We start from the raw sequence: 13724 nt of genomic DNA, 5'->3' as shown, positions 1-13724 counted from the left end.
GAAATAAATAACAATACCCATGACCATCAATGGTAACACAATCAACCACCATTTAAATCTATATAAAGATTTTATAATGTAAATTACTATACCCATCTTACTTACTGATAATTTTAGTTCGACTCAAAATTTCCAAATGTAAAAGCTCAGCTGTTATGGTGCTTTCTGTCAATTTATAAGCCTCATATGCTTCTACCTCCATCTTTTTAGCAGCGTTTAAATCAGAAATCGCTGCATGCCCATTAGCAAAATCAGCTTCTACAGTTTTTAATTGTGCTTCGGTTAATGTTAAATTTTCCGTTTTCTTTTTTAAGATGGACATTGCGTTGGTCAATTTAACGTAAGAATCGATAATGCGGACTTTCTGTTCGTCAAACCATTTTTCCATTTCCAATTCAGTAGAACGACGTTGCATCTTTTGTCGTTTGACACGATTAGATCGATCAAAAACGTCATCAAATGGCACGGAAACTGTACCACTTACGAAAAGGGCATTTTGCTTCGCCCCGGAATACTGGTAAAACAAAGGTGTATTCTGATCCGTGAACATTGAATTCACCCCTATATTTCCATATTGCCATGATCCACCAACCTTAAAATACTTTAACCAGCTTCTCTTCTCAGATTTAAGTAAATTATCCTGCTCCATCATCTTAGATTCAAACATCTCAACACTCGGGCTCCTTTTCGCATTCTCAAAAAGTTCCTCCAGCGAGGGAAGTAAAAGTTTAGTATAGTCCAATCCTTCCGCTATCTGAAGAACACTTTGCCCGTAACTGAGCGAACCAACAGTAATTAAGAATAAAAGCATCAGGATAATTTTCTTCATATTCAGACAACAACATTTTATAGACATGAGCCCGTTATATATTTTCATTTAATTATTTACCATTCCTAAGACTTAAACATCCGCCTTTTGGATAAATGCAGAAAAGGTTTTATACAAAATCTTCAAATCCATCCAGACCGAATAATTTTTGGCATAATTAATATCAAGCTGAATTCGTTCCTGGTCAGACATACTTCCATTATCTCCTCTTTTCTCCACTTGCCATAATCCAGTTATACCTGCAGGAGCCATAAAACGTTCGACACTATCGTCTGTCGTTAACATCTCCGCCTCATACAAAGGTAAAGGTCGATTTCCAACAATGGACATATCCCCTTTAAGCACATTAAATAATTGCGGAAGTTCATCAAGGCTATATTTGCGGAGAATGCGTCCCACCTTGGTTACTCGTGGATCTTTCTCCAGCTTAAAGAAAGCAGCTTTTCTTTGCTTGTTTCCAGTATCGGCACCTTTGACAACCACCTCGTCATCAATAAGAACATCACGAAGTTCATCTAACGTGAAATATTGCGCTTCACCACTGTCATGTGTACTGGAAACAATGGGAATAACAGTCTGTGTCGTATCCGTATACTGATTGAGCGCCATATATTCCTTCAATCGTTTATCTGCATCCGGATACATCGATCTGAATTTATAAAAATCAAACATAAAATAACCTGAACCGATCCGTTTGGATTTATACACCGCCGGCCCTTTACTTTCCAACTTAATTGCAAAATAAACGAATAAAAGAATAGGAGAAAGGAACAAGATTAAAATCAATGACACAACCATATCAAACATCCTTTTACCAAAAGGAATACTAATTTTAGGAAAAGAAGGTGTAATGGATTCAAATTTTTCAGTTTGCGCCGTAGCTTCAAAATATAAATGTATATATTTTTTTACTGATTGAAATACATCTCTACTTGCACGAGGGCTGATGGTATTTGTAACCCCGGCATCAAAATAGGATTGTTTTTCAAAACGCGAAAAGTCATTTCCGACCAAAATAAGCAAAATATCCTTGCCTTCCGTGGCCAGCTTGGCCAACTGCGCTAGATCTTTGGAGAGACTTTTACCTTTTTCGAAGAATACTACCGAAAAAAATTGATCTTTTTGCTTCTGAAAATACATACCCATGGTCTCGAAAGAATTAAAAAATTTCAAATCCACACCCAAAGTATCATGGACTTGTTTATAAAAATAACCAAAAGTTTCGATATTATCACCGAAGTATATATAATCGCTATATTGAGGCATTATTTTAATGCTTTTTTAATACGCAACTTGAGCTCAAGCGGATTAAAAGGTTTTAAAATGAAATCTTCCGCTCCCGCTTCGAGCAAGTTAATCCGTGTATTCGAATTATCTTCACCAGACAAAAAGATAATAGGGATATCTTTCAAAAACTCGTTTTGTTTGATCATCAGCAGTAAATCGTAGCCATTCATTTCAGGCATTGTATAATCAGAAAGAATCAAATCGACCCCATTTCCATCTTTCAACCAATTATAAGCATCCAATGCATTATTGAAGAAGCGAAAATCGTAATCCGCGTTTAAGTACAACGTAATTAACTGGCCTATAGCCGGCTTATCATCAATTATTACAATCTTTTTTTTCATGGATCTCCTACGTTTTTTAACGGTAATTAACCAAACAAATTGTATACTTTAAAAAACAAAATTAATTAGTTTTAAGTACCCCATGGGAGGGGTACTCTTTTAGATGTAGTCTTTTTACCTCTTATATCAATATTTTTCTATTTCACATACCAATTGGCATCCTGAGAACCGCCACTCAATGCCCAACTTTCGAATTTGGGATAAACACCGGTTATTTTTTTATATTCATTTGGATAAACAAACGACACAGGTATACATAATCCCCATGGCTCTCCTTTTGATGATCTAAATGGATCATTAGCAGAAAGCTGTCCTTTTGCGGTTTGATTTTCCACTAACGCTTTGTTCATTTTATCGGTTGCTTTATATCCAACCAAATGAATTTCAGTTCGTGAACTTACTTTATATCCATTTGTAATAATAAAAGAGTTCAGGTCCGCAAAAGTAAAATTATCCAAAGGAGATGTAAATTCTATTGTGATCTCAGTTTCAACCGGTTGGAAATTGCCATTTTGCGTTGAAATGAATTGCGTATCTGAAATACCAAATGCCTTATGTGCATCATCACATACTGTTACTACAGCATACTTTTGGTTAGATTCGACACCGTTGGAACCCAAGGGTAAGTTCTGTCCGACCAGATTTTCTTTTGTATATTTTACAGATTTCACGTTGGTTGCCAATATACCATCCAACTGAATCGCTGCAGCAAGCCTATTTTTGGCACCAACAGATCTAATTTTATTTGCCAATTTGAGTTTAGTGATTTTATTTGCAGAATTTTGAACTTTAGTGATTGCCACATCTACTACAAAGTCATTCATATCATAGTCTCCAATTGACGGCCAATTATCTTCAAAAGCATACGAATAAGTACCCAACTTTACTTCAGTTACAGTTTGATCATTTGGATTACCACCAGCTGCATTATTCCCACCAGCATTGCATGAGGTGCCCGAAATTACAACTGTTGATTTATCATAAGGAACTAACTTGGCTGGACTTTTGACCACATAATAAGTATTATATTGCTCATTAGGCGTATGATCAGAGCAAGCAATTTCTACATTTCCTGAGTATGTGATTGGCGTTCCCCCTTTGATTAATTCAACCTTTTTTAAACGTGCCAGGGCCTGACCGGAGGAGGGGCCTGTCAAATTATTAGACCAGGTATCAAAAGTTACTTTAGTTGTAACATCCAATATAGACGAAGCAGCCAAATTTATCTTTGTTCCGGTAGCAGTTAAATCTTCTAAACTCAATAATGATCCTGAAGCAATAGAGAGCGTAGCCCCATTTGTTTTCATTGTCTTAATTGTAGTATGACATACAGCCTCCAATGTTGCATTTGTAAAAGAAGCGTCATTAACAGTAAGTGTGCCCTCATTTCTAATGATCGTTTCAGTAGTTGAACTGGTCAACTTTTGAATTGTAGCTATACCATAGTTTGTAAAACTTCCATTAGTTACTGTTGCCTCATTAACATCCAATGTTCCATAATTGATATAGAGCGAACTGTTAGTTGTTGTCATTCTAGACAAAGAGGCAGCGCCATAATTTTGAAACCTCCCGTTGGTATTTTGGGTGACATTAGCCAGCTGAATTGAACCAGACTGCGATACTATTAACGTATTATTCCCCCCCAAATTGAATTCATTGCCTGTATTTTTCCATGCCCCCTGAACATATATTTTAACATTACTGGAACCATTATTGGCATTAATGGTACCTGTAAATGTTACTCCAGATTTGATGACATATGATTTATTGGATTCAACATATATAGAACCATTACCATTTATTTCAACAGCATCGCTAGGAACGACTACAGTCGCAGCTTCTGCAATAAACGCAGCAGCTGTCAGGCCTCCGCTCGCAAGCAAGGCTGAAGACGTGGAGCCACGCGAAACACTCGCTTTGCTAGCTGACGCCGCTTGTGTACCGTTGATGCTGATTGTACTCTGTTGTCCAACTTCAACCATACTGATTGCGGCAACACCCAGCGGAGAGGTTTCTCTCAAATAGATGTATTTTGCAACGGTCGGAACCATCAGCTTGCCAACGAAATCCTGACCAGACTTTGCCTGTCCTGCAGCCAAAAGGTTCGCTCCCGTACCAAGGGCTGGATCTTTATCAAAAATCTCTATCCGATAGAAGTATTTACCACTAAATTTATCATCAATGGCAACGCGCACATCTACAGCGCGCGCCGAGTTCCACATAAAATCACTTGAAACATTAACCCCATCAGGAAACAAGGACGAGAAATCGGAGCCAGTATCAGTTTCGTTGTACAAGTCTTTTACTTTTGAACAACTTGCCCCGAAGAGCGTAATCCCTGCAAGACCCACCAAGAAGAGATTTAAGCTTTTTCTTTTATACATAATTAAATAATAATAGATCAATATAAAACAGCAACATCGCTGAACGAAATAGATTTTATACGTGGCTTTACGAATAATCTATGGTAGAACTGTTTAAGCAAAGATATAACTAATTTCAGCGAGTCTGCTACAAAATTCACAGCTATAATATAAATTGCAAATTTTGTAGCGGTTCAACTACAAGACTACAAAAAAACATACTATAAACCACAAAAAGCGACTATAACTGACAAAAAGATATTGAACTACTATTTTTTGACATAGCTTTAAAAGATAAATATTAGTACATAAACCTACTTTTCGAACCTTTTCCACCAAATATAGTAGGCTGTAAAGGCCGTTTTAAATATAAAAATGAAAAAATTAAACTATTGTTGATTACCTTTTCGGTACTCTGTTGGCGTCACCATCGTTTCTTTCAGAAAAAAAGCACTAAAATTATTGACATCAGTATAACCAAGCTCCCAAGCTATTTCTTTAATACTGAGAGATGACTCAACGATGAGCTTTTTACTAACACGAAGTAGCACTTCGATGATTAACCCTTTTGGCGTTACCCCTAAAATATCCTTGGTCAAATTCGTCAATTTTTTACCTCCGACATTTAGCTTATCAGTATAGAATGCAACTTGTTTCTCCTCTTTTACATGTTCCTCGACCAGTTCCTGAAAACGCCTCACCAACGTTGCACCGGCACTTTGACCCAATATTTCACCGGAGAAACGATCTTCAGCATATATTGCCGCCAATAACACAATTTGCTTAACGATGTTATGTGCCAAATCTCGATAAATTGCCTGGTTATAATTTTGCTTAGAGAGCTTAAGTTGCACGCCTACAAATTCATAGTATGTTGCATAGTCTTTAGGCACACTCAACACACGATAGGTATATTCATTCTTATTAAACGATTTAAAATTACGTAGAAAGGCCGTATCAACTGCCGTTCGCGCAAAAAAGCTTTCCGAAAAGTAAATAATTAGAAAAGCACGTCGCTCACTTGGGTTCGCCTCAATTTTTATTTCGCGGGGAACCAGCACTAAACAATATTCTTCAATTTCCGTAATCTGTTTATTGATTTGCATACTACAGCCTCCCTTTGATACAAAAAGAACCACATAATACTCTTTTGCTGTTGCATCTTTAATTTCCGAAGAATCTTGTTCTACACCAATGACCCGATGAACTCCAAATTCCATAACAATTATTTACTGCATATACCGCGTGACAACCAATCATACTGAAGTAGGGAGCAATTTAGTAAATAAATCCCGAACACAAAAAAAACGCATTTCACAATTAGAGGAATGCGTCTGCATTAAATTTATTATCCAAATAAATTATCTCTTTAGGTTTTTTTTCACGCAACGGATTGGCATTGCACAAGTTTGAGAAAACCTAAAATAAAAAAGAAAAGTGGCATACAGATTTCGAAGACAAGCTTCGCAAAAAAAAAGACATGTACGAAAACAGGAAAATGGATCTTGTTAACCTGTTTTGAACCTTGAATGACGATATTCGAAAAATCGGTATGAATAAATACTACCCCTACGATCAGGGGGAAGCGGAAAAAATCGATAGTTTTCGACAAGAGAGTTGACGAAGTTAACGAATAAGAGCGATCTCTTTCCATGGATTGGGTTTGGGTGTCTTGCTTATGTCATTAATTAAGCATTATAAACAAATTTCCTTCCATTTCATTAAAAACAAAGACAATACGGAATTTAACTTTCCTATTTCCCTTCTGGAATTCGATTGTCGCTTTCTTCCTCTTTACCCTCAGCAATCATCTCATTGACATCCGCCATGTCACCAGCTTCCAAATGTTCAATATCTTCCGCCTGCTCTTCGGAATAGCGATCGATAAAAAATGTACAGCCCATGGGAAAATGATCGGACCCAACTGATGGATAGATAAATAGCTTATCGATAAATACGGTTGGACTATGAAACAACAGATCCAGTGGCACTCTGAAAAACCAATAGTTGGCATGAAAGGTAGAAAGAATGCCACGTCCGATTCGTGCATCGATCAATCTGCTGGTTTTTTTGAACAAAAGGGAAGATTTGGCCCAGGCCACATTATTAAAATCTCCTGTGACAACTACGGGCATTTTATAATCGCGCACCCGCTTGGCCACACTGAGCAGATCGCCATCCCTTTCTTTTGAAGTTTCCTCTTCTGTCGGACTCGGCGGCGGCGGGTGAACGGCAAAAAAGATAAAACGATGTCCGTCGGCAGTTTCCAGTTCAGCTTCAATACTGGGAATATCATCGGCTACAAAATAATGCACCTCACATTTGTTGATCTTCAGATTGGTATAAAAGTGCATACCGTAGGTGTTGTCCAATGTTACCTTCTCAAAATTAGGATAATCGCTCTCCAGCTCTCGCAAGGCTTTTTCCCATGCCGCATCACTTTCCATGGTCAAAAAAATATTCGGCTGTTCTTTTTTGATCAGCTCAATAAAGCGATGATACGCTGAATTGAATTGTAGCACATTGCAGGAGATTACTTTAATGCTATCGGATGCATCCTTGCCCTTTTCATATTTTTCGCGACGCCAAAATTTGGTATAGCGGATCAATATATAGGCATGGTATACAATCAGCGCCAACTGTACACCTTGCAACCACCAGATCCATGAATCTTCCCCCACGAGATAAAAACCAATTGCCAAAGCCGGCAGCTGAAATACCAGCAGCTGCAGCTTCACAAATTCAGCTACCCGAAAGATCCAATGTTGGCTTTGGATAAAGGGTAATACACTCAGTAGAATTAATATCCCTGAAAAGACAGTATAGAAAATCAGCATATCGCTAGGGCTAACATTTTAAACAAACTTAAACAAATTACGCTTATTTTCAACAGACCATCGTCTGTGATTACTTCTCAGCTATTCAATTTCACATCTGAACCTTCCTGATAATCCACCCTTGTCCTGGCTAGTGCATTCGGGAAGTTTGTGTGGATATACGCTATCATTTGTTCCCGAATATAACAGCGTAGGTCAAAAGCCTGGCCTGAATTGCGGCAACTCATCAAACATCGGATCTCCATGGTACGTTCTTTAAAATCTGTCACCTGAAGCACATTGACTTTACCATCCCAAAGCGGATGTCCGGTGAGTAAGGCCGTCAGTTTCTCACGCAGTAGCCCTACAGGTACGGTAAAATCTGTATAGATAAATACGGTTCCCAATATCTCAGAAGTCGTGCGCGTCCAATTTTGGAACGGTTTTTCAATAAAATACGTGATGGGCAATACTAAACGGCGTTTGTCCCAGATATGGACGACCACGTAGGTCAGATTGATTTCCTCCACACGCCCCCATTCCCCTTCGACAACCAATACATCATCCATACGGATGGGCTGTGTAAAAGCGATCTGAAAGCCAGCGAGGAGATTTCCCAAGGACTTCTGTGCAGCAAAACCGATAATAATTCCGCCAACCCCCACCCCTGTGAGCAAGCCGGCGCCGATCTTTTGCATACTATCAAAGCTTAATAGGATAATCGCCAAGGAGATCACGATGATCAGGGTAACGACCACTTTCCGGATAAAGACAATTTGCGTCCTGATCTTCCGTTCGCGCAGGTTATTCTCCTTGTTAATATCAAAACGATGATAGAGATAATCTTCAAAAACCTTAATACCCTGTATCAGCGCAACCGCAAAGAAACTGACGAGCAAAAGTTCGTTGATTTTGCTCACCACACGAAATGTCCTTTCGTTAAATTGAGTAAACGGCAGTAAACTATTGAAAACAATTAATGGGATAAACACACTTAGTACACGATTAAAACGCCTAATAAAGGAACGGAAAAGGGAGTAGGATTCCTGTTGGATGGCCTGACGCCGTAGTAGAGGAATAAATATGAGTTTAATCAGGATACCGATCAAAAATGAAAAGAGGATTAATGCAATATTCCAGAGCCAGGCGGGCCACTTCTGTGAAAGTTGAATTAATGTTTCGTTCATCATGCTGTTCTTTCTTTGTGTTCACGATTTATTTTCCTATTTAAAGATAACCGCTATGAAGGCCTAACGTTTGTTTTATTTTGAGAAAGATCGGTTGACCAAGCGGTCGTCAATCTGGACAAATTTGCCGCAGTTGCATGAACAGCAAATTAATATAATCGACCTACATCTCCTACGTAGTAAGCCCTGCTCCCAGAAAGAGCAGGGCTTACTTTATTCAGATAAAATGCTTTATGTACCGAAATAGTTCAAGCCAATATACAGGGCTACTGTTCGTATCGTCCTTATTGTGGCCGGAAAGGCCTGTAAATTCTATAGTTTTGAACGATAATGGATACAAGTGAATAAAAATCTATATTTTTAAGCTTTAGAAGGTATGGAAAATAAAAAAATCTCAATAAATGACATTGCGAAACACTTAAAAATAGCAAAGTCAACAGTATCACTGATCATTAACGGAAAAGCTGATGAAAGACGTATCAGTAAAGAATTACAGACTAAGGTACTGGACTATGTTAGGGAGGTTCGTTTTTACCCGCATCACTTAGCGCAAAGCCTCGCAACAGGCCGAAGCAACAGTATCGGACTTATTGTTGAAGATATTTCGGACTCATTCTTTGGACCAATAGCACTTATGATCGAAAATCTAGCCAAAGCGAAGGGTTATAGAATAATGTATAGTAGCACCCTTGGTGACACCAATACAGCTGTAGAGATTATAAACTTTTTCAGACGGAGCCAACTGGATGGCTATATTATTGCACCAACCAAAGGAATAGAAGATCTAGTTAAAGAAATGGTGGATGAGCATATCCCAATTGTTCTATTTGACCGGGATCCCGTCGAAGGTGTAGATTTCGTCGGAACCAACAACAAGGGAGCAATGATTGAAGCTTGTATGCATCTTTATGATAATGGTTTTCGTCAGATTGGATTCGTTACACTCGAATCTACACAAAGCCAAATGCATGACCGATTATTAGGTTATAAAGAGGCCATGGAAAAATTAGCTATTGACTCTAAAGTTGCCTTTGTACCCTTTGAATCAAAAAAACCAGTCAAACAGCAACTCATTAAAGATTTTCTTGAAAAAAACCTGGAATTGGACGCTATCATCTTTGGAACCAATTATCTTTGTCTTGCAGGGTTGGCCGCGATAAATAAACTAACGGCTAATAGGAAAGTGGATTTCGGAATTGTGTCCTTTGACGATCATGAGGCATTTAACCTGATCTCTCCAACGATCACCGCCATACGCCAGCCATTGGAAGAACTAAGTAACAACATTATAAAATTATTGCTCAAGCAGATAGAAAAGGCACCAAGGAATAATAGTAGTCATGTCGTGTTGCCCTCAGTGATAAAGACAAGAAAGTCATCGGAAAGAAAAATCAATCTCCTGCCGACCAGCCTAGACAACTGATCGACAGAAGATTATCTAAAAAAATTACAACCCGTTATTCCACTATCATTGAAGACGCCTTATCGTTGGCCGTTGGAGTTAATTGTGAAAACAGCGGAGTATCCGTCGTCAGCACCCAGTTGGTTCCAGAGAAATTTTGGTGTTCATAGAGCGTCAAGCTAAGGCCATTTGGAACTCTCGCGGAGGATGCCCAATCATTTTCAATACCTTTGGCATTCAGATCTGCCAGATTATAGCTTCCTTTCGGTAAGAAAACTCCCTTTCCGCCATAATGAGCATCCTTAAAGACACTTACACCTTCCACATTCATTCGAGCGATAACAGGAAAATGATCAGAAGGTAGTATTCCGCCCGGATCCTTATGATACCAATCCACTAATCTAGCGGATACTGACCACTGACCAGTAACAAAGATATGGTCGATCTGGCTATCTCCTGTTGGACTAATGTTCCAACCATTTCCCGTTACACGTAATGCTGGTAATTTGGAATTCGCAACATTCCAGCTTTCTTTTAACAGTGAGGAACTATTGAGCACATTATATGCCGCTGAGTTTTGATTTGCGTTTAAATCGCCCATTAAAACCGCTGGAAGATCTCCAATTTTGTTTTGCATATAACTGAGTAGAAGATTAGCGCTATTTGTTTTTGCATCAGCACCTTTATGATCGAAATGCGTATTAAACACATAAAATATCATTGCCGTCTGTTTATCCTGAAGCTTTATCCAGGTACAGATGCGCTTGTATGCAGCATCCCAAGCTGGACCGGTGGGGCTTGTAGGAGCTCCCGGCGCAAGCCAAAAAGTACCGCTCTCTAAGGCTGTAAATTTTGTGTTTTTATAAAATATGGCTGAATGCTCCGAAGAAGTATTTCCTTCCCGTCCAATACCAACTTTGCTATAGTCTTGTAGATCTGAAGACATATTGTCCATTTGATTCCCTAAAGCCTCCTGAACACCGACTATATCACAGTCATGTTCCAATATTCGTTCTTTTACTAATGATCGCCTGACCGTCCAGGCACGGTTTCCCTCATCTGGCGCATCCTGCCGAATATTAAAAGTCATCATGACATACCCTCCGTTTCCAGCTATTGTTGCAGCACTTTGTACTTCGGTTGGTAGGGACAGTTCTTCGTCAGTAGCCGAAGAACTTACCAGATCTTTGGAACAAGCGGCAAAGACAAAGCTCAATATAAGTGGCAACTGTAGTCCATAAATTAATTTTCTCATAATTTTTATTTATAATGTTCTAATAACTACATTCAATTATTCAGACTATTTCATATAAAATGTTCCTACAACTGGAAAATGATCGGATTCTTTTTCCGCCCAAAATTGAACTGCATAATCCTTAACTTCAAAAGCGTGCTGAGGGGCATATATTAACCAATCACAGGTGTAAGTAGGTTTTGGCACCGGTACCGTCCATTCACAATCCGAGATCTGACAGGGAAGGGTAAACCACTTCTGCAGCGCTGGCATAGTCTGCGAGTTCGGCCGTGAATTCAGATCTGCTCCCAAAATGATCGGCTTCTTTAAATTTTTGATTTCTGCCAAGATCTCAGCAATCTGTTTTAAACGGGTGGCATCGTCCTTTTTGTAGCCCAGATGGGTTGTCGCAAAATAAAATTGTTTACCTTGCTTTTCCAGCAACGCATAGCCAAAGGATCGTATATCATCCCCATCATTAGCAACGCTCAAATGAATGGACTTTGTTTGCAAAAGCGGATATTTTGAAAGGATAACATTGCCATAGTCACCTTTTTTCAGGGTGAGCGCATGTGCAAAAAAATAATATTTCATACCCGTCAGCGCCGCTATTTCCTTTGAAAAATCCATCGGATTTAAATCGGTATTGCGCTCTACTTCTTGTAGAGAGACTACATCGGGATTGACCTTTCTGATTACCGCTGCAATAGCTTCAATACCCATTTTTCGAGCACTATAGATGTTGTAGGTCATCGTTTTGATCTCAACTTTACTATTCAATTTTTGGGCGGATGCTTCGTTCGTGCGAACTGATAACAGAAGAACGGTTACTAAAACACACAGAAGGGGGCGCAAGTTTAAATTTCTTGCTTTAGAGAAAGCCATCATAATGATCCTATTCTTTAATGTAAGTAAGAATGAGTTAAATTATATTATAGTTATTCGACAACGATCTTTCGGATAACGTGATTCCACGTATCAGCGACGTACAATGCTCCATCGGGACCAAACTGCAGACCTTCGGGCTCATAAAATTTTGCTGATAAAGCATTTCCATTCTGGAGGCCGTTCGTGCCAGCAATACCTGCATAAGTGGTCACAGTACCATCAGCAGTAATTTTCCGTATGCAATGGTTTTTACGATCGGCAACATAGAGATTTCCACCAGTATCGAGGTCCATCTGTGCAGGCGTATTAAATCGGGCAGATGCACCATCCCCCTCTGCATTCCCTGTAACATTGGCATTTGGCCCTGCAAGAACTTGCACAGTCCCAAACGTTTTGCTTGTAATATCGTAAGGTACGCGGTATATACTGTGTGCATTGTAAGCGCCAGAAATAAACATGGTTTGACCATCTTTAGAGAAAATAATATCCATGACATTCACATTTTTTGAATTGATAGCAAACAGGCCCTCCAGGCTCCCATCGGATTTTAATCGACAGATCTTTCCGCCAGAATACACCCCCACAAATACCTCATCTGTCACTGGGTTCGTTGCTACAGCGGTCAATCCTCCTTGCGCGGACACAGCCGTCAAATTGTTGTACTTACCTGAAGATTTTGTCATTTTGCCCAGCCCCATGGAGCCATTTGCGTTATTGTCATTAGTAAGAAATAATGTACTCTGGTCCATTGAAAAGTCAAAAGCCCGGAGACGTTCGAATAAAGGGCTTTCAAAAGCCTTAAGCAATGTGGTTACTTTATTATTTTCCGCAACTCGGAGCGCAGCAAAATTATCTCGACTACTCGCCCCCTCTTCGACAAAATAAAGGGCATTATCCTTGCTCCATTTCAAATAGCGTGGTCCCGACAGTTTAGCCTGGGCATAGTCTCCATCTACATCATCCTTGGTACTTCCCAAATACGTGTAAACGACGGTTTGGTAACCATATTCAAAATTTTGCTTGTAAGTATAATTTTGACCATTTATAGCAAGTTTCACGCTGCCGGAACCGGCATTCTGTGGAATACGTGCCGTAATAATCCTTCCATTGGAACTCAATACGGTAGCCTCCTTATCATTGACGGTAACTTTTATTTTTGTTAGATCTGTTTCAAAGTTACTTCCGTACAACGCTATTTCAGTTGCAGATCCTCCAGAGATCGGCGTATACTGCGTAATTTGGACCGCATCAGTTTTATCAGGGTAAGACATGTCGCTGCCTTGATCTTTATTACAGCTCAGAATGCCCAGGGCGAGTGCCATCAATGCTGCAAAGCGGAGGGATCTGGAACCTGATCGTTTAGAAAAACACATT

At 39.3% G+C, this 13724-nt stretch carries 11 protein-coding genes; 1 reads left to right on the top strand and 10 read right to left on the bottom strand.

Annotated elements, in window-relative coordinates; translation table 11 throughout:
- Positions 1-97: 97 nt before the first annotated feature.
- From B4N43_RS16615 to B4N43_RS16585, 7 genes are all read right to left on the bottom strand, one after another.
- A complete protein-coding gene (locus B4N43_RS16615) occupies positions 98-829 on the bottom strand; it encodes a TolC family protein (RefSeq protein WP_286735676.1) in 732 nt (243 codons plus the stop codon).
- 72 nt (positions 830-901) lie between these two features.
- Entirely contained in the window at positions 902-2095 is a 1194-nt protein-coding gene (locus B4N43_RS16610) for a sugar transferase (protein WP_286735675.1), read from the bottom strand.
- Positions 2095-2460: a response regulator gene (locus tag B4N43_RS16605; RefSeq protein ID WP_286735674.1), complete on the bottom strand. Its 366-nt coding sequence runs from the start codon at positions 2458-2460 to the stop codon at positions 2095-2097. The genes B4N43_RS16610 and B4N43_RS16605 overlap by 1 nt, the downstream gene beginning before the upstream one ends.
- Before the next feature lie 137 nt (positions 2461-2597).
- A complete protein-coding gene (locus tag B4N43_RS16600) occupies positions 2598-4844 on the bottom strand; it encodes an LruC domain-containing protein (RefSeq protein WP_286735673.1) in 2247 nt (748 codons plus the stop codon).
- A 368-nt stretch (positions 4845-5212) separates the two neighbouring features.
- Complete coding sequence (locus tag B4N43_RS16595) at positions 5213-6043, bottom strand: helix-turn-helix domain-containing protein (RefSeq protein WP_286735672.1); 831 nt, start codon at positions 6041-6043, stop codon at positions 5213-5215.
- A gap of 534 nt (positions 6044-6577) precedes the next feature.
- Positions 6578-7660 carry an endonuclease/exonuclease/phosphatase family protein gene (locus B4N43_RS16590; RefSeq protein ID WP_286735671.1) on the bottom strand — a complete coding sequence of 361 codons (1083 nt, stop codon included), beginning with the start codon at positions 7658-7660 and terminating at the stop codon, positions 6578-6580.
- A gap of 77 nt (positions 7661-7737) precedes the next feature.
- Complete coding sequence (locus B4N43_RS16585; RefSeq protein WP_286735670.1) at positions 7738-8829, bottom strand: mechanosensitive ion channel family protein; 1092 nt, start codon at positions 8827-8829, stop codon at positions 7738-7740.
- Positions 8830-9202: 373 nt separating this feature from the next.
- On the opposite strand from B4N43_RS16585, the gene B4N43_RS16580 reads away from it, so the two are divergent.
- Complete coding sequence (locus B4N43_RS16580; RefSeq protein WP_286735669.1) at positions 9203-10249, top strand: LacI family DNA-binding transcriptional regulator; 1047 nt, start codon at positions 9203-9205, stop codon at positions 10247-10249.
- A 34-nt stretch (positions 10250-10283) separates the two neighbouring features.
- Here B4N43_RS16580 and B4N43_RS16575 read toward each other — a convergent pair whose 3' ends face one another.
- The 3 genes from B4N43_RS16575 to B4N43_RS16565 all read right to left on the bottom strand — a co-directional run bounded on the left by B4N43_RS16575 (position 10284) and on the right by B4N43_RS16565 (position 13723).
- Entirely contained in the window at positions 10284-11483 is a 1200-nt protein-coding gene (locus B4N43_RS16575; RefSeq protein WP_286735668.1) for an endonuclease/exonuclease/phosphatase family protein, read from the bottom strand.
- Positions 11484-11528: 45 nt separating this feature from the next.
- A complete protein-coding gene (locus B4N43_RS16570) occupies positions 11529-12242 on the bottom strand; it encodes an endonuclease/exonuclease/phosphatase family protein (RefSeq protein ID WP_286735667.1) in 714 nt (237 codons plus the stop codon).
- A gap of 158 nt (positions 12243-12400) precedes the next feature.
- Positions 12401-13723 (bottom strand): IPT/TIG domain-containing protein, encoded by a 1323-nt coding sequence (locus tag B4N43_RS16565; protein ID WP_182983120.1) that lies wholly within the window; start codon positions 13721-13723, stop codon positions 12401-12403.
- Between the last annotated feature and the right edge of the window lies 1 nt (position 13724).

The organism is Sphingobacterium sp. UBA1897 (genome assembly GCF_002337775.1).
GTDB classification, from domain to species: domain Bacteria; phylum Bacteroidota; class Bacteroidia; order Sphingobacteriales; family Sphingobacteriaceae; genus Sphingobacterium; species Sphingobacterium siyangense.
Note: the sequence above shows the minus strand (reverse complement) of the source record. Positions and strands in the feature narration are given on the sequence as shown.